Origin of the sequence: Neobacillus sp. WH10 (assembly GCF_030123405.1) — a bacterium.
GTDB lineage: Bacteria > Bacillota > Bacilli > Bacillales > Cytobacillaceae > Neobacillus.
Genome location: NZ_CP126110.1, coordinates 5,330,159 through 5,353,799, shown reverse-complemented (window position 1 = coordinate 5,353,799; position 23,641 = coordinate 5,330,159). Strand labels below are relative to the sequence as shown.

The window sequence follows — 23,641 nt, the reverse complement described above, 5'->3', positions numbered from 1 at the left end:
CCAGGAGGGTAAAAAATGAAGACGATTAAAGTCAGTGTTGTTACTCCCGATGGCCCGGTGTATGATTCAGATGTGGAAATGGTTAGTACGAAGGCTCAGAGTGGTGAGCTGGGAATTTTACCTGGACACATTCCGATGGTGGCTCCGCTCCAAATTGGTGCTGTTCGTCTGAAAAAGGATGGTAAGACGGAATTGATCGCGGTCAGCGGTGGATTTTTAGAGGTTCGTCCTGATCAAGTGACGATTCTTGCCCAAACGGCAGAGAAAGCATCTGATATTGATGTGGAACGTGCCCTAAGAGCGAAGGAACGTGCAGAGCAGCGTATGCATGAACAGAAACTCGAGCATATCGATTTCCGACGTGCTGAGCTGGCGTTGCAGCGTGCCATCAATCGCCTCGCCGTATCGGAAAAAAGATTTTAATGATTTTTGTAAAATAAAGAACCCCTTTAGGCAGCACAATTTGCGCTGCCTGGAGGGGTTTTTGTTTTTGGTAAAAGAATTTTTGAAGGGAGAAGCGGAATGTTAAAAGGGTTTACGTTTGAACATAGCCAGATTTATAAAATACTTAGTTAGCTAGTCCTCCTCAGAGCCATTTAGTGATAGGAAAGGACTAGTTTTGGTGTAAACGGCATGAAGTGGACTCTTATGCATATGATGATAGGGGAAATAGCTAGGCAGATTGATAATTAGATTTGATGATTAATATAGTGATATAGGTAATATTTGCAGCTGATACATACTGAAGATGGTAGTGGAGTTTAGTCTATTATGATATTTTTCCACGTTAATAATAAAATGTGAACATTTAATGACAATTATCACAGACAATTTGACTTGTTATGTTATTAAATAGGGGTTGTTGTCGAATGATTAGGGCATTGAGGTTTTGAGAAACAAAATCCTTGTAAGGCATCCTTCGCTGACGCCCAGTCGAGAGAACCAGGATGAATAGGTATGGTTCGCTCTTGCGTTATCTCCGAGGCGGGGTCAAGATACCTGTCAGTGAGATTACGGAAACGCTCTGGAAGGGACATCATGTCTACAGCCCAGTTATGATGTAAATTGTGATTCTATTTTCCATATGCCAAATGCTATCGGATTCCTGCGTCTCTTCTGTTACTGAGGCATGCGAAATTTCCATTTTAAGTCTTTTTTGAGAACGAGTTCCACGAGCCTTTAAATGGAAAATTAAGCAGCAAATAGAATTCCAATTTTAAGTAAATGGTTTGTCGACACAAGTTTGTAACAATGCTATAATGAATTCGGTTACAATATTCATTAGTATGAAAATTTACAACATTGGAGGGGATGGACATGGAACTTCTAAATGTATATCAGAATAATTATCTGATAGTTTTTGTGTTTCTATGTCTTGGAGTGCTGCTGCCTGTGGTGGCGTTATATTTGGGGAAACTTCTGCGTCCGCATATGCCTAGTGATGCGAAGAATACCACATATGAGAGCGGTATTGAGCCATTTCACGATTCCCGTGTACAGTTCAATGTCCGCTATTATATTTTTGCCTTAATGTTTGTTATTTTTGATGTAGAAACGGTGTTTTTATATCCATGGGCTGTCGCTTATGATAAACTAGGCATTTTTGCTCTCGTCGAAATGTTAATTTTCGTAGCGATGCTGATAATTGGCCTAGCGTATGCTTGGAAAAAGAAGGTGCTACGATGGATCTAAAACTAGAAGATTTAACACCTGAGGAAATGAAAGAGTTAGAAAGAAATGTATTTTTTGCAACGCTGGAGCAAATTAAGGGTTGGGCACGAAGTAATTCCTTGTGGCCAATGACATTTGGTCTGGCTTGTTGTGCGATTGAAATGATGGGTGTTGGGGGAGCGAACTATGACCTCGACCGTTTTGGATCGTTTTTCCGGACATCACCAAGACAATCGGATTGTATGATTGTATCTGGTACGGTGACAAAGAAAATGGCGCCAATATTACGCCGTTTGTATGATCAAATGCCGGAGCCAAAATGGGTCATTGCAATGGGGTCTTGTGCGACTGCCGGAGGTCCGTATGTCAAATCTTATGCCGTTGTGAAGGGTGTCGACCAAATCGTACCTGTTGATGTATATATTCCTGGATGCCCGCCAAACCCGGCTGCATTAATTTATGGAATTAATAAATTAAAAGGAAAAATTCGTTATGAAGCGAAGACAGGGAAGAAGGTGATTTAATCAATGAGCGGGGAAAAAGATCTCGAACAATTAAAGAGAGAAGCCGCTGAAAAGGCCAAAGCTGCGGCGTTAGCAAAGCGTAAGGCAAAGGAAGCAGGCGAAGCTTTGCCGAAGCAGGATGAGATGCCGGCCGAGCCGAAAAAGGTTGAAACGCCGGCCGAGGATGCACCACAGGCCCCGTCTGCTGGAGATGATGCTGACTTGGCGAAGAAAAAGGCAGCTGCGGCAGCGAAAGCTAAGGCAGCGGCACTGGCAAAGAAGAAAAGGGAAGGCATTAGCGAGGAACCTTCCTCAGAATCGGCCGTACCTGCCTCAGAGCTAGCGGCAGAAGCTACACCAGCAGCAGAGGAAGCCCAGTCTGCAAGCGATGCAGACGACTTAGCGAAGAAAAAAGCAGCAGCGGTAGCGAAAGCAAAAGCAGCGGCAGCAGCGAAACGGAAGGCAATGGAACTGGCTGGAGGAAATTCCCCAGCGAGCGATGAGGCCCCGGCATCAGAAACCGATTCTGCTGCAGGCAGCGATGCTGACGACTTAGCGAAGAAAAAAGCAGCAGCAGTAGCGAAGGCGAAAGCAGCGGCAGCAGCAAAACGGAAGGCAATGGAACAAGCGGGTAGCTCAGATCAAGCAACTGGAACAGGCGACGATGCCCCAGCAGGTGACGATGCGAAAGCGAAAGCAGCGGCAGCAGCCAAAGCGAAGGCAGCAGCGGCAGCGAAGGCGAAGGCGGCGGCAGCAGCCAAGGCGAAAGCAGCTGGAGCAGGATCGGACGCATCCGCAGGTGGCGATGATGAAAAAGCGAAAGCAATTGCAGCAGCCAAGGCCAAAGCAAAGGCAGCGGCAGCAGCGAAGGCGAAGGCAGCCGGATCCACAAAAGCCGGCGATACAGCTGCAGCCGAAGCCCAAACCGCAGCGCCATCACCAAATCAGCCATACTTAGATAAGTATGTAAAAGTGATTGCAGAAAACCTAGGTTCAGATGTTTTAGAAGATTCTTATATTAATAAACTATCCAAAGATGTTCCGACACTTGTGGCGAAGCATGATACATATTTTAAGTTAGCTCAATTTTTAAAATATAATGAGCTTCTCGGGTTTGACTATCTATCTGAGCTGCATGGAACGGATTATGAAACACATATGGAAGTGTATGTTCACTTGTACTCATACAAAAACCGGCAATCGGTTTCATTAAAAGTGAAGATTGACCGCGATGAACCAACAATCGAGTCCTTGCAGCCAATTTGGGCCGGAGCGAACTGGCCTGAGTGTGAAGCATATGATTTACTTGGAATAAAGTTTACAGGACATCCGAATTTGCATCGGATTTTGCTTGGAGAAGATTGGGTTGGCCATCCACTGCGTAAAGACTATGAACAGTATGATGTGGAGGTGTAGCCAATGATCAGAACAGAAGAAATGTTACTAAACGTCGGTCCACAGCATCCTAGTACGCACGGAGTATTCCGGCTTGTAATTAAAATTGATGGAGAAATCATAACCGAAGCAACGCCTGTCATCGGTTATTTACACCGCGGAACAGAAAAATTGGCAGAGAACCTGCAGTATACACAGATTATTCCTTATACGGACCGGATGGACTATCTGTCAGCGATGACCAACAACTACGTGATTTGTCATGCTGTCGAAACGATGATGGGGATTCAAGTGCCGGAACGTGCGGACTTCCTGCGCGTAATAGCCATGGAGCTTGGACGAATTGCCAGCCACCTTGTTGCATGGGGCACATACATCCTTGACCTTGGGGCGACAAGCCCATTCATCTATGCCTTCCGTGACCGAGAAATGATTATCAATATGCTGAACGAATTATCGGGTGCACGTTTGACGTTCAACTATATGCGTGTTGGCGGTGTGAAGTGGGATGCACCTGAAGGCTGGATTGAAAAGGTAAGAGATTTTATCCCATATATGCGCGAACAGCTTGCAGGCTACCATCAGCTTGTCAGCGGAAATGAAATCTTTTTGGACAGGGTAAAGGGTATTGGCAGATATACAAAAGAAGAAGCCATCCACTATTCACTCAGCGGGCCAAATCTGCGCTGTACAGGGGTAAAATGGGATCTTCGTAAAGATGAGCCGTATTCGATTTACAACCGTTTTGATTTTGATGTTCCGACATCGGAGGACGGCGATTGCTTAGCACGCTATAATCTCCGTCTTACTGAGATAGAAGAATCGCTGAAAATCCTTGAGCAGGCTGTTGAACAATTCCCTGCTGAGGGAGACATTCTTGCTAAGGTGCCGAAAATCATTAAGGCACCAAAAGGTGAAGCATATGTCAGAACCGAATCACCACGTGGAGAAATTGGCTGCTTTATTGCCAGCGACGGTAAAAAAGAACCGTATCGCTTAAAGTTTAGAAGACCATCATTCTATAATCTGCAAATTCTCCCGAAATTATTAGTAGGCGAAAATATTGCAAATCTGATAGCTATTTTAGGGGCAATTGATATTGTCCTTGGGGAGGTGGACGGCTAATGATGGAAGAGTTGCTCCAATCGAGTCCCGGCTGGGCTAATTTTGGGATCTTCTTTTTACTTGGAGTTGTCTTGCTTTTAGTCGTATTAGGCTTCGTTACCTATGGAATTTTAGCAGAGCGGAAAGTTATGGGTTTCATGCAGCTGCGTCACGGTCCAAATCAACTTGGCGGCCGCTGGGGACTTTTACAGACCGTGGCTGACGTTTTGAAGCTTTTACTGAAAGAGGATATTATCCCGAAGGCAGTCGACCGGCCATTATTTATTCTGGCACCGGTTATTGCGTTTGCACCATCGTTCATGGTACTAGCGACGCTGCCGTTTACCGATAAGTTTCAATTTGCCGATATTGGTGTCGGCTTACTGTATTACATTGCTGTTTCTGGATTAACCGTTTTTGGCATGGTGCTGGGCGGCTGGGCGTCGAATAATAAGTATGCTCTCTTAGGAGGAATGCGTGCTGCGGCACAAATGATTTCTTATGAAATCCCGCTTGTTATGTCCGTTCTTGGGGTTATTTTACTCTCAGGAAGCCTAAACCTAAATGACATCGTGAAGGCTCAGGAGCACGGCTGGTTTATCTTATTACAGCCAATTGGCTTTGTTGTCTTTTTTATCGCATCGATTGCGGAATTAAACCGGACACCATTTGACCTGCCGGAGTCGGAAAATGAACTTGTTGCCGGCTACCACGTCGAGTATTCAGGATTCCGCTGGGCTTTCTTTATGCTTTCAGAATATGTGTACCTATTTGGTATGTCAGCACTTATTACGGTTGTATTCCTTGGTGGCTGGCTGCCTCCGCTTGAGATTCTTGATTTTATTCCGGGCGCAGTATGGTTTGCACTTAAATTTAGTGCAGTTGTCTTTGTCTATATTTGGCTGCGCAGTACGCTTCCGCGTTTCCGCGCTGACAGCCTAATGGAATTTGGCTGGAAAATCCTGCTGCCAATCGCCTTGGCAAACATTTTCCTAACCGCCATCCTTAAATCATTATTAGGTGCCTGACACCAATAACAATTTTTAAAATGTAAAAGGGGTGAAAAACGTGCTTGGAGTATTTAAAGGCTTGAAATATACCCTGAAACAATTATCGCGTGAGAAGGTTACGTACGATTATCCAAACGAGCCGCTTCCGCTTCCTGACCGCTTTCGCGGGATTCAAAAGTTTTATCCGGAGAAGTGCATTGTTTGTAACCAGTGTGCACAGATTTGCCCGACGGACTGTATTCAATTAACGGGTAAAAAGCATCCGGACCCAACGAAAAAGGGGAAAATCATTGACACTTACGACATTAACTTTGAAATATGTATCCTCTGTGACCTGTGTACAGAGGTGTGCCCAACAGAAGCTATCATCATGACCAATAACTTCGAGCTCGCTGAATACAGCCGGGACATGTTATTTAAAAACCTTGAATGGTTAGATGAAAACGACGAAAACATACGGCAGGTGAATAAAGCATGACATTTTCAGGTGAATTCCTCGCTTTTATGGGACTCGCACTTGTTGCGATCATCGGCGGCGTGCTTCTATTGAACCTTAACAAAGTGATTCATATGGTCGTTGCCCTCATCTTCACTTTCGTCGCAATTGCCGGAATTTATGTGCTGCTTTCCGCAGAATTTGTGGCAGCCGTACAAATCTTAATTTATTCAGGTGCGATCACGATTATCATGCTGTTTGGTATTATGTTAACGAAACATGATGATGAAAGTGAACCAAAAACGGGCAAATGGCGAAAGTTACTTTTGTTCTTAGGGATTGTTGGCTTTGCTTTTGCTGTCTACATCGGGATTTATAACTTTAATATCGATCAAGTTCCGACAAAACTGCATGAAAACAATACCCTCCAAATTGGGGAAGCACTTTACTCAAAATATATTATTCCGTTTGAGCTAACATCTGTTTTACTATTAGCGGCCTTGGTTGGTTCGATTATTTTGGCAAAAAACGAGAAGAAGGAGGCGGATAAGGAATGAGTTCAGTTCCCGCTTCAGCCTTCCTGGCTCTCGCACTGATATTATTCTGCATTGGGTTATACGGTGCGTTAACGAAAAAGAATACCGTAATTGTGTTGATCTCCATAGAATTGATGCTGAATGCCGTTAATATTAACTTGGTTACCTTTAGTAAATATGGCATGGCGCCATCGATTACAGGTCAAATCTTCGCCCTGTTTGCCATCTGTGTGGCAGCAGCCGAAGCAGCTGTCGGACTCGCGATCTTGATTTCGCTTTACCGCAGCAAGAAAACCGTTAACATTGACGAAATGGACACAATGAAAAACTAGACAGACAACTTTGGGTGTCAGGCACCACAAAAAGACACTTACCACAATTTGTTTACCACGGAAGGACACACTCTGCCTTAAAAGGGAGTGTCCACTCCACGCGGACAAATGGGTGGATTTGTCCACGAAGGGTGTCAGGCACCATTAAAGGGGATAGTGATAATGATGGAAAATGCATGGCTCATACCGCTTTTCCCGCTATTATCGTTTTTGATCCTTCTCCTATTCGGTAAGCGACTGAAGGAGGCGAGTGCATATGTGGGGATTTTTCTCACGTTGGCATCGCTTATCTATTCGATTTTGGTGTTATTTGAGCGCTTTTCAGAGCCAACCTACAGTACGAAGTTTGAATGGCTCACGATAGGAGATCTGCATCTAACAGCGGGCTTTGAAGTGAATCAATTAAATGCATTGATGCTGTTTATCGTATCGCTCGTAAGTTTCTTAGTACATACCTACTCCAAGGGGTACATGCATGGGGATGAGCGGTTTCCGGTATTCTATGCCTATTTAGGATTATTTACATTTGCAATGCTCGGGCTGGTTATTTCGCCAAACCTGTTGCAAACATATATTTTCTGGGAGCTTGTTGGTGTTGGTTCCTTCCTATTAATCGGTTTCTATTATTACAAAGAAGAGGCAAAAGCCGCTGCGAAAAAGGCGTTCATCATGACCCGTATCGGGGATGTCGGCTTATTCATCGGCATGATCCTACTCTTCTGGCAAACAAAATCATTTGAATACAGCGAAATCTTTTCTGCAGTGGAAGCAGGGGCTGTATCCCAAACGATGATTACGTTAACGGCAATCTTAATTTTTATCGGGGCAGTCGGAAAGTCAGGTCAGTTCCCTCTCCACACATGGCTTCCTGATGCGATGGAAGGTCCGACACCTGTTTCGGCCCTCATCCATGCCGCAACGATGGTTGCCGCTGGGGTATATTTAGTCGCTGCACTATTCCCACTGTTCTTAGCTAGCAAAACGGCACTGCTAACAATCGCCATCATAGGTGCGGTTACCGCCATCTTTGCGGCAAGCATTGGCATTGTGCAAACCGATATCAAAAGAGTTCTTGCCTATTCAACGGTCAGCCAGCTCGGCTATATGATGCTCGCACTTGGTACTGCCGGTTATGTTGCCGGTGTGTTCCACTTGATGACACACGCATTCTTCAAGGCGTTATTATTCTTGGCTGCCGGTTCCGTGATTCACGCGGTACATACGCAGAATATCGAGGAAATGGGTGGACTTTGGAAAAAGCTGAAGCTGACCGGGCCGCTATTCTTAATCGGAACACTCGCAATCAGTGGTGTACCGGGGCTTTCTGGATTCTTCAGTAAAGATGAAATTCTAATTGCTGCCTGGGAAGGCGGACATCCAGTTCTCTTCTTGCTCGCACTGATCGCAGCATTCATGACAGCATTCTATATGTTCCGCCTGTTCTTCATGGTCTTCACCGGTGAAGCTCGCGGTAATCAAAAACATGTTCACGAATCACCAAACTACATGACCTACCCAATGATCCTGCTCGGCATCCTAGCAGTCATTGCCGGTTATGTGAACACACCTTGGTTCGGCTCGTTCCTTGGCGACTGGCTCGTCGACGGCAACCCGGCCCTCGGACATGGCCATATCGAAGGCCCGATTTGGATTATGATCGCAGCAACCGTTGTGTCCTTAGCGGGAATCTACCTTGCTTACTTGATGTACTACAAGCGAACAATCGCCCGCAACTGGTTAAGCGGCACGGGGGATACCTTACACACGATTTTACTGAACAAATATTACGTTGATGAGTTTTATCAAATGACAGTGGTGGCTGCGACAAAAGCAATCAGCTATCTTCTACGATTCATCGACGTCTTCGTTGTCGAAGGACTTGTTAAGGGCGTTGTCGGAATTGTCCAAGGCCTTGGTAAAACCGGTTCGAAAATGCAGACCGGACAGGTTCAAACTTACGGGGCAGTCGCCTTCATCGGACTCGCACTGCTCGCTGTCATCTTTGCGTTAACAGGGGGGTACTTACGATGAATTTGCAATGGGTTTTATCAATTCTAGTATTCTCCCCTTTACTAGGGATTATCGTTTTAGCTTTCATGCCGAAGATGGAAGAAAAAGCAATCAAACTGGTTGGCTTTCTCGCGACCTTGCCGCCATTATTTCTGGCGCTCGCGGCCTATCTCCATTTCCAATGGGGCAAGGACCTCGCTGACTTTGCCGTATCAAAAGACTGGATTCAATTCCGCGGCATGAATGTCCAAGAGCCAATCTTCTCGGTTTACTATGAGCTTGGCCTCAGCGGCTTCCAGCTCTTGCTGGTTGTCCTCACCGCTATCGTCGCGACCTTGTCAGCGATTGCCGCTGTAAGATTTGTGAAAAAAGAATGGAAAGGCTATTTCATGCTGTTCCTTCTGTTAGAAATTGGCATGCTTGGAGTGTTTACTGCGGAAAACTTAATCTTGTTCTTCATCTTTTTCGAAGTTACCCTCATCCCTACGTTCTTCTTAATTGGAAAATGGGGTTATTTTGAAAAAGAAAAAGCGGCATACAGCTTCTTAATTTATAACGGTTTAGGCTCAGCAGTGCTCCTAATCGTGATTATGATTCTGTTTGCCAAAACAGGCACAACCAACATTGATTTATTGACACAAATAATGGCTGATCCAAGTGCACCGCTTTCCAGCGACCTAAAACTTGGACTTCTTATCGCCCTATTAATTGCGTTCGGGGTAAAATTGCCGATTTTCCCATTGCACAGCTGGATGCTCAAGGTGCACGTCCAAGCACCGCCAGCCGTTGTTATGATTCACTCTGGGATTCTATTAAAAATTGGTGCGTACGGCCTAATTCGTTTTGGAATGGGGATTTTTCCCGAGCAGTTTGAGACTCTAAGCGTGCTTATCGCTGTCCTTGGAGTGATTAACCTCCTTTACGGAGCGTTCCTGGCGTTCATTCAAACAGACTTTAAAATGGTTTTGGCTTATTCATCTATTTCACATATGGGAATCGTGCTGATCGGACTTGCGGCAATGAATGAAGCCGGGGTGCAAGGAGCGATTTTCCAAGTGGTTTCACACGGATTGATTTCCGCTTTATTGTTCTTCCTGGTTGGCGTCTTGTACGAGCGTACCGATACATCGCTTATCGAAAATCTCGGCGGAATGGCGAAAGGAATGCCGATTGCCGCAGGCTTCTTGCTTGCCGGCGGGATGGCGTCACTCGGACTGCCGGGTATGTCCGGATTTGTCAGCGAATTTATGGCCTTCCTTGGGTTGTTTAAGGAGTTGCCGTGGATTGCCGCTGTCGGTACGATCGGCATAATCATGACGGCCGCTTACTTGCTGAGAGCAGTCTTAGGTATCACGTATGGCAAAGCACATCGTGAATTTACAGGCGTTCTTGACTTAAAAGGCGTCGAATTCGTTCCAGTCGTGGTTTTAATGGCTTTAATTGTGTTAATTGGTGTTTATCCAAGTGTTCTAAGCTCTCCGCTGCAAGCTACACTTGAAACTATCATGCTAGGGTTAGGAGGGTGATGAAGGATGGATTTAGAGACATTGAAATCATTTAACTGGAGTATCATGACACCAGAGTTCATCATCCTTGGAGTGACAGCACTACTTACCTTGTTAGATTTATTTATGCCGAAAAAACTAGATCGCCGAATCCTAGGCTGGATTGGAATCGTTGGAATTTTCGCAGCCATCATCGCTGTCACCAGCCTGCTTGGTACAGAGGCTACATCGATTTTAGATGATACCTTCACGCTTGATGCGTTCGGGAAGTCCTTTAAATTAATCCTGCTTGCTGGTGCTGCGCTAGTGATGTTTTTAGCAATCAGCTATGAGGCAAAGGATGGACTCGAGGAGTATCGCGGTGAGTTTTATTACTTGTTCTTAACAGCCTTGCTTGGTGCGATGATTATGACATCAAGCGGCGACTTAATTACGTTATTTGTTGGGTTAGAATTATTATCGATTTCTTCCTATATACTAGCGGGCATCCGCAAGCACAATCTAAAGTCTAACGAATCGGCGATGAAATATGTCATCAACGGCGGCATTTCCACAGCGATCACGTTGTTTGGGATGAGTTATGTTTACGGCTTATCCGGATCAACCAACCTATTCGAAATCGCAAACATATTGTCGGGGATTACCGATGGTCAACAGGCCTACCTGCTCGGTCTTGCTTTCTTGATGATTCTCGTAGGTTTGTCGTTTAAATTGGCAGCGGCTCCGTTCCATATGTGGGCACCTGACGTGTACCAAGGCGCACCAACACCAGTCACAGCCTTCTTAAGCGTCATTTCGAAAACAGCTGGTTTTGTCATCATCATTCGTATCCTGATTGCGGTATTTTACAATGCTGCACCGGGGGTTAGCGGTGAGAGCATCCTATTCCAAATGCACGATTATCTCGCTGCCATTGCCGCTGTTACGATGATTATCGGTAACGTGGTCGCATTGAAGCAAACAAATATTAAACGGATGTTTGCGTATTCCAGTATCGCCCATGCTGGATATATTCTTGTAGCGCTGACGACGTTGAGCTCGAACATGATCTATTCCATCTGGTTCTACCTGCTTGCCTACATGTTAATGAACCTTGGCGCTTTTGCGGTGATCCAAGTGGTGGCAGGACAGTCCGGGGAGGCGCGAATTGCTGACTTTGCCGGTCTTTACCGCCGATCACCGGTTCTTGCCGTGCTTATGGGAATTTTACTTGTTTCCTTGGCAGGCTTCCCAGGCACAGCCGGGTTCATCGGAAAATTAAACATCTTTGTCGGCGCCTTTTACGGAACACCGCACTATGTGCTCGCGTCGATCATGATTGCAACAACCGTAGTGTCATACTTCTATTATTTTGGCGTCATGACACAAATGTTCTTCCGCCCGGCAAGCGATGAACGAAAGCTTAACATTCCATTCGGCATCGTCGTCGTCCTGCTTGTCGCGGTCGTCGGCTCCGTCCTGTTCGGAATCATGCCAAACATCGCACTCGACTTCTTTGACAACCTGCAGTAATCTTTTGGTAAAAGGAAACAGAGCTCCGGGTCAAACCTAGGGCTTGTGTGGTAATTAGGTAATACGTGTAGTTTTTTTCATGGGCTCAAACCTTGGGCTCGTGTAAAAATAGGTAATTTTAATTCAAGGGCCTAAATTTGGCCTCGTGAAAAAAATAGTATTGATATTTTTAATTTATGGGTTTACCACCTAGGGCTTGTGCTGAAATAGGGAGATGCATTCTCTAGGTGTTTAAACTATGGCTGGCTCCTTTGGGGAAGGGAGCCGGCGTCAAATTAAAGGGGTTTTATATCTAAGAAGGGGTTAGGGCATTTGCTCTAATCTTTTCTTTTTTTGTGAGAGATCTCTCGATTCCGCTAACTTTACTCATTAATTCCGTGATGACTATTTAATGCGGTGGAATTGTCATAAAGTTGTCACAAGTGCGACAAATATAGAAAAATTTAGAAACTGTTACACTTTTCAGTCGTCTATATGTTAGAATAGTCTTTGTGTGTATCAAGGAGGTAGCAGAATGATAAATGATTTCGGGCAAATGGCTTTAGTCAGCATCTTGTCACATTTGGTGTTTATTGCGATTTCCTGGTGGGCTCTGCAAGCGGTACGTTTAGATAAGCTTCTACGGCCAAACCATGTGTTTCAAGCGCGATTACTGTACATATTATTAGCTATTTTCATTGGATCTTCTGTTAGTAACTTTTTCCTTGATTACCTGCAATGGTCGAAACAACTGCCATTAATTTTTAATTAGCAGTGACATTCGCCAGGCTTCTTATAAAATTGGAAAAAATTTAGGTCTTCATACATGTTCCCAATTGCAGAAATTTTGAGTACAATCGAGTTTATGTGGAAAGCTAAGATTGTCCCAAATTTGGAAATGACAAAGAAGTAACATAATCTCATGCCATTTTCCTTGGCCAATAAATGGCATACGTTACAAAGTGCGGTTTTTGGAACTGAAATTGAGCTGTTTCATTCACGAGTTGGAAGTACCCAAACTATTGATTCTCGGTTTTGAAACATGTCTAAAAGTGACGACATTTCCCAAGTATTGCTCTCTCACTACCTGGCAACAATGGTAGTAAGGGGGAGTAAAGAGATGAAGAGAAATGTTAAGCAATTTTTATACATGATTTCGATTTTGAGTTTGATTCTGGTTGTTATTGGGAACCGAACGACTGAAGCAACGGGAGATCTGGATTTTTTTCGAGCTGAACAAGGAACCGAAGCCGGCAAAGAACTTTTTCACAAGTCGGATATAGGCGACGTTGGCTCACCATCCGTTAATGCGAAAAAGAAGGCGGGCAGCAGCTTGTCAATTTTTCCAGAGAGCACAAGCGATTTAGGAAAAATAGGCGCTGTATTACAAGCCGATGATATTTTGCTCACGGATTGGTCTTTTTATGCACGGGAGCATGTGACCGGCATGAGAAGTGAGCGGGAGATTCAGGAATATGCGCGTAAGCTTCAGGAAAAGTTTCCCGATTGGGAATGGTCTGTAACGAACACCAGCCAAAAATGGGAAGTGACAGCAATATCTCCAACTAAACACCACAAAGAAATGCTTCAAATTATGGCAACCCACACAAAACAACCTGTAAATGCGTATATAGTATATAGTGTTAATGGTAAAGGGTGGAATAAGGCTGATGAAGCCTATTTCACTAGTAATGAATTGAAAAATAGGCTATCCGACATATTTCGAGAAAAACCAACAGTTTTTTCTTGTATGATGGGCGTTTTCAATGATAAGATGGATACGGCTTTACCTGTAGCAGTAAGCAAATTACTGTCTAGTTTTGATGCAAAAAAAATCGAAGCGTTAAAAGAGGAGACATTCATGTCTGTTTCGGCATCATCGTCGATGTTTTCAGGCTTCATAGATCAACGAAAAAATAACATGAATTTGCAAATTGGCGTACGCTCCGAAGGATTGGGCGCAAAGACTACCATTGTAGTTGGCACACCAATCATTACGATTGAATATTAATATAGAGAAAATGGACGCGGAGGGGAATACTCTTGGAAAAGATCATCGTCCGCGGCGGACAAAGGCTTTATGGAACGGTAAAAGTGGAAGGTGCAAAAAATGCCGTGTTGCCTGTTATCGCTGCAACATTATTAGCAAGTGATGGAAAAAGTGTAATTAGTGATGTACCTACACTCTCCGATGTATACACAATAAATGAAGTTTTACGTAACTTAAATGCTCAAGTGGTATTTGAAGATAATACAGTTGTTGTCGATGCATCCAGAGAGTTAAAAGATGAAGCGCCATTCGAATATGTTCGAAAAATGCGCGCGTCTGTTCTTGTCATGGGATCATTGTTGGCACGCAATGGCCGGGCACGTGTTGCTCTGCCTGGAGGCTGTGCGATTGGATCCCGTCCTATTGACCAGCACCTAAAGGGCTTTGAGGCCATGGGTGCAACGGTGAAGGTAGGAAATGGCTTTATTGAAGCGGAGGTTGACGGCCGCTTAAAGGGAGCAAAGATTTACTTGGATTTCCCAAGTGTTGGTGCAACAGAAAACATTATGATGGCGGCGACCCTTGCACAGGGTACGACCATTATTGAAAACGTCGCAAAAGAACCAGAAATTGTAGACTTGGCGAATTTCTTGAATAAAATGGGCGCTCGAGTGAAAGGTGCCGGTACGGGTACTTTGAGGATTGAGGGCGTTGATGTATTATTTGGTGCGGATCATGCGATTATTCCTGACCGTATCGAGGCAGGTACCTTTATGACTGCTGCTGCGATTACCGGAGGAAATGTATTGGTACAAGGTGCGGTTCCTGAGCACTTATCTTCTTTGATTGCGAAAATGGAAGAGATGGGTGTGATGATTGTTGAGGAAGAGGATGGCGTTCGTGTCATCGGTCCTGAGCGGTTGAAGGCGGTCGACATCAAAACGATGCCTCATCCAGGCTTCCCAACAGATATGCAGTCGCAAATGATGGCGTTATTGCTTCGTGCAGATGGGACTTCGATGATCACAGAAACGGTGTTTGAGAACCGTTTTATGCACGTCGAGGAATTCCGCCGCATGAATGCGGATATTAAAATTGAAGGCCGTTCGGTAATTTTAAATGGCCCTTCGAATTTACAAGGCGCTGAAGTGTCAGCAACGGATTTACGGGCAGCGGCAGCGTTGATTTTGACTGGCTTAGTTTCTGAAGGAGTGACACGCGTGACGGAGTTGAAACACTTAGACCGCGGTTACGTGAACTTCCACGGCAAGCTGGCAGGATTAGGCGCTGATATCGAACGTATTAAAGAAGCTGACGAAATCTTTGTTGAAACTCAAAACTATATTTCAGATATGAATGCATAAATAATATTAAATAGGAATCCCGAAGTGTGTGTGGTGGTCTGATATCAGACCGACCCAACCTTCGGGATTTTTTGTTGTGGTAGCGTGGGCGGTGATGTCAGAGACCGTCAGGCACCGTTTCCTACTTTAACACCATGAATATTGTGAAATGGGTGTCAGGCACCGTTAACCTTATTACCACGTTGCTTATCGCGTGGTGGTTAAACATTTACCCCATTTTTACTACGCATATTGCGTTTACGGTGCCTGACACCCTTTTTATCTTTGCTACCATGTTTACGGAGTTTTCGGTGACTGACCTCCGTCGCATAGTTAGAAAAAATATGTAATAAATGCTTGTCCGCTTCCATATGTATGAATGGAGACGCATCTCGGCTTGTTAGTGCCGGCTGCGAATTTTTCAAACTGGAGGCACAATCATGAAAAAAATCAAACTACTCATCGTACTAGCATCATTCCTTATTGCCCTGACCCTCATCATTCCCGCAATGCTGGTTTTACCGTTTTCGGGCGAGCATCAAGCGAGAGGAAAATTAGGGGAAGATTTAACGAAAGCCTCTGCTAAAGAAACGAAATCGACCTCTACCTCTACCGCTGATTCAGATACGGCGGTAGAGGTAGCAGTGTTTCGCTCCTCAAAAAAAATAATTGAAAAAGTCCCGTTCGAAGATTATCTTGTTGGGGTTGTAGCAGCGGAAATGCCGGCAGAGTTTAAAGAGGAAGCATTAAAGGCTCAGGCATTAGCGGCAAGGACCTATATCGTAAACAGATTAGTAAGTAAGGATACGATGGGCGTACCGAAGGGAGCCCAGGTCACTGACACCCAAATCCATCAGGTTTACATGAATGATGAAGAAATGAGGAGAAATTGGGGTAAGGATTATAGTTGGAAAAAGGAAAAAGTTCTTGAAGCAGTCCAGACGACGGGCGGACAAATTCTGACCTACGATGGAAAGCCGATCGATGCCCTTTTCTTCTCCACAGGGAATGGCTATACAGAAAACTCGGAAGACTATTGGTCAGGTAATATTCCTTATTTAAGAAGTGTATCGAGTCCATGGGATAAAAAGTCACCGAAATTTTCAAATCAAAAGGTGTTAACGGTTAAAGAGTTTGAAGCAATGCTTGGTGTTAAGATTGGCTCGGGGTCCACGATTGGAAAAATTGTTGAGCGTACCACAGGAAAGCGTGTCGGAAAAGTCAATTTTAACGGAAAGGTTCTGTCTGGAAAAGATATCCGCGAAAAACTTGACCTGAAATCGTCTGACTTTGCCTGGGAGCGTAAGGGTGAAAATATTGTGATCACGACAAAAGGCTTCGGCCACGGTGTCGGTATGAGCCAGTACGGTGCGAACGGCATGGCCGAGGAAGGATCGAATTATAAGGAGATTGTGAAGCACTATTACAAGGGAGTGGAGATTACTTCGGCGGAGCCAATGATGGCGACGATTACGGCGCAGAAATAAATAGACCTATTTACGTTACTTAGAAAACAAAGCTAGAGCCATTAAAAAAGGCGTTGATGGAAGAAAAAAGAGCTGCACGTAATTCAAAACAAAGCTTATATAGGTATAAAAATGTAATTGGAACAATCGGTGACAATTTAAAGTAAAAAAGCAGAGGCTGACGCAAAAGATCGTTGAATAACGGCTCTTTTGCGTCAGTCTTTTTATTTTTCCCTCTAAATTAGTCTTATATGGAACAGGTTAGTGGCTATGGCTCGTTTTATAAAGAAAGCAATCGTTTTAAAAAATAATGAATTTGTTCCATGTTCGGTCCGCTTCCATACACTCTTTCTAAATGGATTCCCTTATATAAAGAAAGAATGGACTTAATAATGGCCTCCTTATTCAACTCTTCTGGAAGTTGTTTTAATTCAATTGCTCTTGTAAGGGCCATATCAAACAATTTAATCCATCCATCATGCACATTAGCAAGCTTCGTTCGAATTACTTCATCGGTAACTGACAGCCGAATGAGATCATTATAAACTAATGTCCATTCTTTCCGATCTTCTAAATGCAGCCCAATTTGAAAGTATCCTGTAAAAAACTCCAATATTTCAAAATTATCTTGGCGGATATAGGGGTGGACTACCTCTTGAATAAAGCTAGAATTTCGATACACCTGCTGGTCAACAATATTCAACATAATATCTTCTTTTCTTTTAAAATGGGCATAAAATGTTGCTTTTGATTTACCTACTCTTTCCATGATTAAACTTACAGGAGTTTGTTCATACCCAAGTTTGGCAAATAGTTCATAAGCTACATCTAATATAAGTTTTTTTGTTCCTTTTTCTAATTCTTTAGCCATGTAAAATGCCCCCGTGCATTATTAATTAAATGGGAAAAAAGCCCATTGAGTTATCAGAAAAGTGCAAATAAAATAAAATAGGAAACTAACCGTCCGGTCGGTTGTAAACGAACAGCCCAATTGATTACAAATGAAAATCCTATAAAAACCAAACTTAGGCGTTAGTCATTGGAGAACATGTTTTCTTTTATTGTATAGGAACTATTGTATTTTTGGGACGCTAATGCTCTCTAAACGAAACAAAATACAAGAAGATTAATGTATTTTAAATGGGACACATCGAATTTTAGGATTTTACTTGCAGATAATTGTTTCCAATGACTTTGTTCTTAGAAATGCAAGTTGTGTAAATATAAGGAGGAGACTGAAAATGTATTTAATTAGCTTTTTGAAAAATCTCAAAAAGAAGAGCAATTGGGGAATCATTGTTTATATGCTACTAAACTCTCTGCTTTTTCTACCATTTTTCCAATCAGGTACAAATCCTAGAGAATCTTTGTCCTTCATCTTCTTCTGTGTTTTATTTTATCTGATTTCCCTTGCTGTCATGCTGTCGCCTATAGGTGAATTTATTTTGAGGCTTAGAACGGGGTCGAGGCCAATTAAGCGGCGGGATTTAGAGAGAAAATTAAAACCATTATTTGATAATGTTTATCAAAAAGCAAAAATTAAAGATCCTACTTTACCAGACAATATAAAGCTGTTTATCCACAAGAGTCCTATTCCCAATGCTTTTGCAACAGGCAGAAAAACAGTATGTGTAACCCAAGGGCTGCTGGATATTCCTGAGGATGAAATTGAGGCTATTTTAGCCCATGAATTCGGGCATCTTTCACATAAAGATACGGATTTTTTATTAGCTATTACAGTCGGAAATATATTTATTAATATTGCACTTTGGTTCATTAGGCTTATATGGATTATCCTTACCATTCCTTTAGGGTTTGTGCTTAGAATGATATCAGAAAATGTGGGTGAAAAGCTGCATGGGGTTATCATGCAATTTCCTGTTTGGGCATGGACGATGTTCGGAATGTTGTTTATTAAAGCATCTTCTCGGCAAAACGAATTTGCAGCAGATCGTTTTGCAGCAGATTTAGGCTATGGTTCAGAGCTAGCTTCAGCATTAGACCGTGTAGCCGGCCAATGCCCGGATATTGGAATATTAAAAGCCATGTATTCTACTCACCCTGATACTGATGAAAGAATTGGGAGACTACAAGATTTAGGAGCCGAATATGTTGCTTATTAAGGTAGGTGTTCAAGTTACTGATATTCTCGAATATTAGTAACTTTTTTATTCAATGAATAAGGGAGGAGGGATAAATTGGGCTTTTTGAGGATAATAGAAGCTGCTATTGCTTATTGTATGGCCATTATAGATTTAGCGTCAAAAGAATTTGAAAAGTTATCTCAACCGAAAGGGAAAGCGAAGAGGGAGCAATCGAATGGAAATAAGCCACAAAACTTGCGTACAAAGCAAGTAAATGCAGCTAATCAAAAAATGAATAGGGATAAAGGAGTGCGTAAGAAAAGGAAAGCACATAAATTGCAGTCTAAACATAACCGACTTAGACCGAAATTCAAAGACAAAACAAAAAGGCTGCAGTCAAAACGACGAGATGGCTCTCCTAAAAGGCAAAAAGATCATTCGTATACATATGACTCAAAAAATAAGAAACCGCTACGAAATAGAGGTCAAAAAGTTCGTCGGAATATCGGAGCAAAAAGTCAGCAGCGTAACAGGAATAGCAGGAACAGAAATATTGCTGCTAATAAACATATTGGAAGACAAAAACAGGAGTTATGGAAGAACAGACCATCTAAAAAGAAACAATCAAGGTCTCTATCCAATGAGAAAAGACAAATACCTGTAAAGCGGAAAAACACGGGATATTCAAAAAAAGCGATTAAACAGAATTCTAGAAAGAACTCCTATAATCGTCAACATAGAACACGTTCACAAATAAAAAGCGAGTGGAAAAAGACAGCCAGGAATTTTTCGAAAGAAGTTAAAGATTTTGCAAGAGCTGCTCCAAAAATTCCTAAACGAATAGCAGAAGATTATAACAAGGTAAAATCCACTTTTAAGGATCTAAAACAAAAATTAGACAAGATCGCTGAGAAATATAGGGAGAAGAAGCAAGAGAAAGAAAAGCAAAACGAAAGAGAAAAGGAGGGAAATTCTAAATTAAATCAACAGGAAAAGACTCCAAAGGAACTGAAGAAAGAGTCCAAGCAAGAGAAAGGGAAATCAGAGGAAAAGAAAAAAGATCCAACGCCTGAGAATAAGAAGGGAGAGGAAAAGAAAAAAGATCCAACGCCTGAGAATAAGATGGGAGAGGAAAAGAAAAAAGATCCAACGCCTGAGAATAAGATGGGAGAGGAAAAGAAAAAAGATCCAACGCCTGAGAATAAGCAGGCAGAGGAAAAGAAAAAAGATCCAACGCCTGAGAATAAGATGGGAGAGGAAAAGAAAAAAGATCCAACGCCTGAGAATAAGAAGGGAGAGGAAAAGAAAAAAGATCCAACGCCTGAGAATAAGCAGGGAGAGGAAAAGAAAAAAGATCCAACCCCTGAGAATAAGCAGGGAGAGGAAAAGAAAAAAGATCCAACGCCTGAGAATAAGAAGGGAGAGGAAAAGAAAAAAGATCCAACGCCTGAGAATAAGAAGGGAGAGGAAAAGAAAAAAGATCCAACGCCTGAGAATATGAAGGGAGAGGAAAAGAAAAAAGATCCAACGCCTGAGAATATGAAGGGAGAGGAAAAGAAAAAAGATCCAACCCCTGAGAATAAGAAGGGAGAGGAAAAGAAAAAGGAGCCAACGCCTGAGAATAAGCAGGCAGAGGAAAAGAAAAAAGATCCAACGCCTGAGAATAAGAAGGGAGAGGAAAAGAAGAAAGATCCAACGCCTGAGAATAAAAAGGGAGAGAAGATGAACCAAAAGCCCTCGTCAAAGAAAATGAATCCAAAGGGTCAGAACAGTAAGTCGCAAGGAAAGAATCAGAAGAAAAGCGGCAGCGAAGGAAGCTTTGTCGAGAAGGTAGAGGAAAGGGATAAAGGTAAAGGTCCTTCGAAAAATCAGAATAGCACAATAGACTATGTCAAAAAGGTAGACAACAAAGATTCTTCTCTAAACAAGGCGGGAAACAATCCGAAAAATAAGGCTCCTCAAAGGGAATCGAGCCGGAGCAATACGTCCAATCCATCACAAACTGTAACTAGAGATACAGGACCGTCTCAATCTAGATGATGAACAAGGGGGATAAAAATGTTAATTAAAAAAGAAATAGAAATTCTAGAAGGAATGAGATTAAAGAAACAGTATACGTTAAACAGCCCGCCAGAAAAAATACAATTCATTGGGGCGAATCAGAAGATTCCTCTCCCTAAGAACATTTTGGAAAAACATCTATTATTTATTGGCGGCATTGGAACAGGGAAGACGAATGCAATGTTTCAATTGGTCGATCAATTAGTGGAACATCTAAATGACGATGATGTCATGGTCATTTTTGATACAAAAGGAGACTTTTATGAGAAGTTCTACCGTGAAGGGGTGGATGTAGTAATCAGCAATGATTCAACAGCTACAGACTATTGGAATATGCTTCAAGAAGCGCTGATCGACGGGGATGAAGATATTGAAACCTCTATAAGAGAGATGGCAACTGCTTTATTTGATATGAAGATAAAAAATAGCGGCGGAAATTCTTTTTTCCCAGCTGCAGCACGAGATGTACTAATCGGGATTATGAAATATTTAGTGAGTGTCCATGAAAATAGCGATCCCATTGATATTCATGATGAGGAATATTTCAACATTATTAGTAACGAGTGTTTAAGTGGATATATTCAGTCCGTACAAATTGATAAATTAAACGAGGTATTCGAAAGTCGCCAAGATTTAAAAGCGTTAAATGATGCCATTTCGAAAAAAAGCATGGGGCAGGCTTTAGGGGTAATGTCTGACTTAAGGCAAGTTTGCAGCGAAGTATTTATTGGGAATTTTAAAAAAGACGGCGATTTTTCCATTAGAGAGTTTATCAGAAACAAAGGCGGCAAAATCTTATTTATTGAGTACGATATCTCCATTGGAAGTGTGTTAGGCCCGATTTATAAGCTGCTTTTTGACTTAGCGATTAAAGAGGCATTGTCCCGTAAAAAAAGTGTAGGCAATGTGTATTTTATTATTGATGAATTCAAGCTTTTACCGAATCTATATCATATTGAAAGCGGAATAAACTTTGGACGAAGTCTTGGAGCAAAATTCATTATTGCCATGCAAAATGTGGAACAGGTGCGAGACCCCAAGAATTATGGCTACGAGTTAGCCAATAGCATTTTATCTGGTATCAGTACAACCGTATCCTTTCGGGTGACCGACCCGGCTACAAGAGATTTCATAAAAGGATTGTTCGGTACTCAAACAAGAAAATTATTGCATAAAAACACTTCCTACCAAAGTGCGGAGCATATTGTGACGGGCAATGTTGTAGAAGACTGGGATATTATGGGATTGAATATTGGGGAAGGAATTGTTGCCTTACCAGGTCAAGACCCTGTTAAATTTCAATTTAACGAATATATAAAGGAGAGGACACATGAGTAATTTACAATCATTTAATGGTGAGCATAATCCGTTAATGCAATTTATTGGCGGTTATTTAACCCCTGCTCAATCGAAAGGGAATTCAAATAAGCTGCTAGGAAATGTGCTAATGTCAGGGACTCCAAACGAAGGTCAAGCAGTTTTTATAAAAAACATGCTGCTTCAATCACATATGGAAAATAAATCAATCGTGATCTTTACGAATAAAGACTCTCCTTTAAATAATAATTTAAATGCCTTCCAACAAGAAATGACGGGTCAGAAAAAAATTTGGAATCTAGACTTTTCTGATTTTTCGAAATCAGACGCAATTAATCCATTTGCACGTTTAGCAGCGACGGATGCCAAGGATTTTATTATAGATCTTCTTAAACAGCATCGCCCGATGAATGAAATGGAATCGATCAATATTGGGCGTTATGTAAATATGGTCGTAAAAGCACTTTTATCTTCTAACCAACCAATTAAGCTGAATGAGTTAATTCATTACGGGGAACAACATGTCGCAGAAAAACTGATTATCGAATCAGGGATCTCGGAGGGAGAGATGCGGCGGATTCAAAGATTTATAACGTCTTTTGAGTATGTTGTTCTTTATGAGACTTATTTCGATTTAATCAATGAGAATGGCTTAGGAGATATCTTTTCAGGTGAAGAAAATATTCAGGAAATTATCAATGGTGGAAACATTCTTGTAATAACGGTTGAACAGTCTATTAGAAAAGAATCAAGCGAAGCCACCATTCAATTGTTATTAAAACTCTTACTAAAGAATATTAATGATATCCCATTAGAGGAAGGGGCTTTAGTCGTTTTTGATGGTATTCGTATTCAGAATATGGATTTACTTAATAACATCCTCCAGCTAAACCAAAATAAAAACATAAGCAGCGTGTTTACAGTTGAAGACATTTCAGAACAGATTAAACTAGGCGGAAATCAATTTATAGATAAATGTAAAACCTTTGCTATCTTTACCCAAAGCTCAAATGCAAATTGTCAATATTGGTCTGATTTTTGCGGTTACCAGGAAAGCACCCAAGTATCCTGGGGCTACAGTACAAATCAAACTGGGAATATAAGAGGAGGGTTCGGGTCGCAGGGAGTAGTGGAGAGACAAGATTATCGTGTGACTGGTATGAATACGAGTAAACAATTAAAGCCGATCTATCGGCCAGAAGTTTTTCGCGCTTTAAAAGAAAAAGAATTGATTCTCTTCTCAAAAACAGTAAACAAAAAAAGAAAGCTCAGCTTATAACAAAAGGAGTCAAGGCAATTTAAAGGTCTTGACTCCTTTTTATGTGTGGTTTTTTTATAAAAAAAACTGCCCGCAAAAAGTCAACTTACATTGACGATTTGGGACAGC

At 42.3% G+C, this 23,641-nt stretch carries 21 protein-coding genes; 20 read left to right on the top strand and 1 reads right to left on the bottom strand.

What is annotated here, in order from left to right:
• The first annotated feature begins 15 nt into the window (after positions 1-15).
• From QNH20_RS25875 to spoIID, 16 genes are all read left to right on the top strand, one after another.
• Positions 16-423: a F0F1 ATP synthase subunit epsilon gene (locus QNH20_RS25875; protein WP_283920774.1), complete on the top strand. Its 408-nt coding sequence runs from the start codon at positions 16-18 to the stop codon at positions 421-423.
• Positions 424-1,317: 894 nt separating this feature from the next.
• Positions 1,318-1,692, top strand: coding sequence for an NADH-quinone oxidoreductase subunit A (locus QNH20_RS25870; protein WP_283920773.1), 375 nt, complete (start codon positions 1,318-1,320; stop codon positions 1,690-1,692).
• Positions 1,683-2,195, top strand: a complete 513-nt coding sequence (locus QNH20_RS25865; RefSeq protein WP_283920772.1) for a NuoB/complex I 20 kDa subunit family protein — start codon at positions 1,683-1,685, stop codon at positions 2,193-2,195. Before QNH20_RS25870 ends, QNH20_RS25865 begins: the two co-directional genes overlap by 10 nt.
• Positions 2,196-2,198: 3 nt before the next feature.
• The gene (locus tag QNH20_RS25860; protein ID WP_283920771.1) at positions 2,199-3,590 is read left to right on the top strand and encodes an NADH-quinone oxidoreductase subunit C; all 1,392 of its coding nucleotides are present in this window, start codon (positions 2,199-2,201) and stop codon (positions 3,588-3,590) included.
• A 3-nt stretch (positions 3,591-3,593) separates the two neighbouring features.
• Positions 3,594-4,694: an NADH-quinone oxidoreductase subunit D gene (locus QNH20_RS25855; RefSeq protein ID WP_283920770.1), complete on the top strand. Its 1,101-nt coding sequence runs from the start codon at positions 3,594-3,596 to the stop codon at positions 4,692-4,694.
• On the top strand, positions 4,694-5,701 hold the full coding sequence (nuoH, locus tag QNH20_RS25850) for an NADH-quinone oxidoreductase subunit NuoH (protein ID WP_283920769.1): 1,008 nt from the start codon (positions 4,694-4,696) through the stop codon (positions 5,699-5,701). The genes QNH20_RS25855 and nuoH overlap by 1 nt, the downstream gene beginning before the upstream one ends.
• A 40-nt stretch (positions 5,702-5,741) precedes the next feature.
• On the top strand, positions 5,742-6,161 hold the full coding sequence (gene nuoI, locus QNH20_RS25845) for an NADH-quinone oxidoreductase subunit NuoI (RefSeq protein ID WP_007086146.1): 420 nt from the start codon (positions 5,742-5,744) through the stop codon (positions 6,159-6,161).
• On the top strand, positions 6,158-6,676 hold the full coding sequence (locus QNH20_RS25840; protein WP_283920768.1) for an NADH-quinone oxidoreductase subunit J: 519 nt from the start codon (positions 6,158-6,160) through the stop codon (positions 6,674-6,676). Before nuoI ends, QNH20_RS25840 begins: the two co-directional genes overlap by 4 nt.
• Positions 6,673-6,987, top strand: coding sequence for an NADH-quinone oxidoreductase subunit NuoK (gene nuoK / locus QNH20_RS25835; protein WP_283920767.1), 315 nt, complete (start codon positions 6,673-6,675; stop codon positions 6,985-6,987). The genes QNH20_RS25840 and nuoK overlap by 4 nt, the downstream gene beginning before the upstream one ends.
• Positions 6,988-7,149: 162 nt before the next feature.
• Positions 7,150-9,018 (top strand): NADH-quinone oxidoreductase subunit L, encoded by a 1,869-nt coding sequence (gene nuoL, locus QNH20_RS25830; RefSeq protein WP_283920766.1) that lies wholly within the window; start codon positions 7,150-7,152, stop codon positions 9,016-9,018.
• A complete protein-coding gene (locus QNH20_RS25825) occupies positions 9,015-10,523 on the top strand; it encodes an NADH-quinone oxidoreductase subunit M (RefSeq protein ID WP_283920765.1) in 1,509 nt (502 codons plus the stop codon). The genes nuoL and QNH20_RS25825 overlap by 4 nt, the downstream gene beginning before the upstream one ends.
• A gap of 6 nt (positions 10,524-10,529) precedes the next feature.
• On the top strand, positions 10,530-12,014 hold the full coding sequence (gene nuoN / locus QNH20_RS25820; protein ID WP_283920764.1) for an NADH-quinone oxidoreductase subunit NuoN: 1,485 nt from the start codon (positions 10,530-10,532) through the stop codon (positions 12,012-12,014).
• 514 nt (positions 12,015-12,528) lie between these two features.
• Positions 12,529-12,765 carry a DUF1146 family protein gene (locus QNH20_RS25815; RefSeq protein ID WP_283920763.1) on the top strand — a complete coding sequence of 79 codons (237 nt, stop codon included), beginning with the start codon at positions 12,529-12,531 and terminating at the stop codon, positions 12,763-12,765.
• A gap of 348 nt (positions 12,766-13,113) precedes the next feature.
• Positions 13,114-14,004 carry a YwmB family TATA-box binding protein gene (locus QNH20_RS25810; protein WP_283920762.1) on the top strand — a complete coding sequence of 297 codons (891 nt, stop codon included), beginning with the start codon at positions 13,114-13,116 and terminating at the stop codon, positions 14,002-14,004.
• Positions 14,005-14,036: 32 nt separating this feature from the next.
• Positions 14,037-15,347 carry a UDP-N-acetylglucosamine 1-carboxyvinyltransferase gene (murA, locus tag QNH20_RS25805; protein ID WP_283920761.1) on the top strand — a complete coding sequence of 437 codons (1,311 nt, stop codon included), beginning with the start codon at positions 14,037-14,039 and terminating at the stop codon, positions 15,345-15,347.
• A 419-nt stretch (positions 15,348-15,766) separates the two neighbouring features.
• Entirely contained in the window at positions 15,767-16,813 is a 1,047-nt protein-coding gene (gene spoIID, locus QNH20_RS25800) for a stage II sporulation protein D (protein WP_283920760.1), read from the top strand.
• Positions 16,814-17,072: 259 nt separating this feature from the next.
• On the opposite strand, the gene QNH20_RS25795 is transcribed toward spoIID, so the two are convergent.
• A complete protein-coding gene (locus tag QNH20_RS25795) occupies positions 17,073-17,663 on the bottom strand; it encodes a TetR/AcrR family transcriptional regulator (RefSeq protein WP_283920759.1) in 591 nt (196 codons plus the stop codon).
• Between the two features lie 370 nt (positions 17,664-18,033).
• Between QNH20_RS25795 and QNH20_RS25790 the strand changes: the two genes are divergently transcribed.
• The 4 genes from QNH20_RS25790 to QNH20_RS25775 all read left to right on the top strand — a co-directional run bounded on the left by QNH20_RS25790 (position 18,034) and on the right by QNH20_RS25775 (position 23,533).
• Positions 18,034-18,915, top strand: a complete 882-nt coding sequence (locus QNH20_RS25790) for a M48 family metalloprotease (RefSeq protein WP_283920758.1) — start codon at positions 18,034-18,036, stop codon at positions 18,913-18,915.
• A gap of 75 nt (positions 18,916-18,990) precedes the next feature.
• Positions 18,991-20,916: a hypothetical protein gene (locus QNH20_RS25785; RefSeq protein ID WP_283920757.1), complete on the top strand. Its 1,926-nt coding sequence runs from the start codon at positions 18,991-18,993 to the stop codon at positions 20,914-20,916.
• An 18-nt stretch (positions 20,917-20,934) separates the two neighbouring features.
• Positions 20,935-22,275, top strand: a complete 1,341-nt coding sequence (locus tag QNH20_RS25780) for a type IV secretory system conjugative DNA transfer family protein (RefSeq protein WP_283920756.1) — start codon at positions 20,935-20,937, stop codon at positions 22,273-22,275.
• Positions 22,268-23,533, top strand: a complete 1,266-nt coding sequence (locus tag QNH20_RS25775; protein WP_283920755.1) for a hypothetical protein — start codon at positions 22,268-22,270, stop codon at positions 23,531-23,533. Before QNH20_RS25780 ends, QNH20_RS25775 begins: the two co-directional genes overlap by 8 nt.
• Positions 23,534-23,641: the final 108 nt, after the last annotated feature.

Bases quoted from the DNA above. Each gene is read 5' to 3' on its own strand.
- nuoK (WP_283920767.1), top strand. From the start codon at position 6,673: ATGAGTTCAGTTCCCGCTTCAGCCTTCCTGGCTCTCGCACTGATATTA.
- nuoH (WP_283920769.1), top strand. From the start codon at position 4,694: ATGATGGAAGAGTTGCTCCAATCGAGTCCCGGCTGGGCTAATTTTGGG.
- QNH20_RS25790 (WP_283920758.1), top strand. From the start codon at position 18,034: ATGTATTTAATTAGCTTTTTGAAAAATCTCAAAAAGAAGAGCAATTGG.
- QNH20_RS25795 (WP_283920759.1), bottom strand. From the start codon at position 17,663: ATGGCTAAAGAATTAGAAAAAGGAACAAAAAAACTTATATTAGATGTA.
- QNH20_RS25840 (WP_283920768.1), top strand. From the start codon at position 6,158: ATGACATTTTCAGGTGAATTCCTCGCTTTTATGGGACTCGCACTTGTT.
- QNH20_RS25775 (WP_283920755.1), top strand. From the start codon at position 22,268: ATGAGTAATTTACAATCATTTAATGGTGAGCATAATCCGTTAATGCAA.
- QNH20_RS25815 (WP_283920763.1), top strand. From the start codon at position 12,529: ATGATAAATGATTTCGGGCAAATGGCTTTAGTCAGCATCTTGTCACAT.
- QNH20_RS25870 (WP_283920773.1), top strand. From the start codon at position 1,318: ATGGAACTTCTAAATGTATATCAGAATAATTATCTGATAGTTTTTGTG.
- nuoN (WP_283920764.1), top strand. From the start codon at position 10,530: ATGGATTTAGAGACATTGAAATCATTTAACTGGAGTATCATGACACCA.
- QNH20_RS25855 (WP_283920770.1), top strand. From the start codon at position 3,594: ATGATCAGAACAGAAGAAATGTTACTAAACGTCGGTCCACAGCATCCT.
- QNH20_RS25825 (WP_283920765.1), top strand. From the start codon at position 9,015: ATGAATTTGCAATGGGTTTTATCAATTCTAGTATTCTCCCCTTTACTA.
- QNH20_RS25810 (WP_283920762.1), top strand. From the start codon at position 13,114: ATGAAGAGAAATGTTAAGCAATTTTTATACATGATTTCGATTTTGAGT.
- nuoL (WP_283920766.1), top strand. From the start codon at position 7,150: ATGATGGAAAATGCATGGCTCATACCGCTTTTCCCGCTATTATCGTTT.
- QNH20_RS25780 (WP_283920756.1), top strand. From the start codon at position 20,935: ATGTTAATTAAAAAAGAAATAGAAATTCTAGAAGGAATGAGATTAAAG.
- QNH20_RS25875 (WP_283920774.1), top strand. From the start codon at position 16: ATGAAGACGATTAAAGTCAGTGTTGTTACTCCCGATGGCCCGGTGTAT.
- spoIID (WP_283920760.1), top strand. From the start codon at position 15,767: ATGAAAAAAATCAAACTACTCATCGTACTAGCATCATTCCTTATTGCC.
- QNH20_RS25860 (WP_283920771.1), top strand. From the start codon at position 2,199: ATGAGCGGGGAAAAAGATCTCGAACAATTAAAGAGAGAAGCCGCTGAA.
- QNH20_RS25865 (WP_283920772.1), top strand. From the start codon at position 1,683: ATGGATCTAAAACTAGAAGATTTAACACCTGAGGAAATGAAAGAGTTA.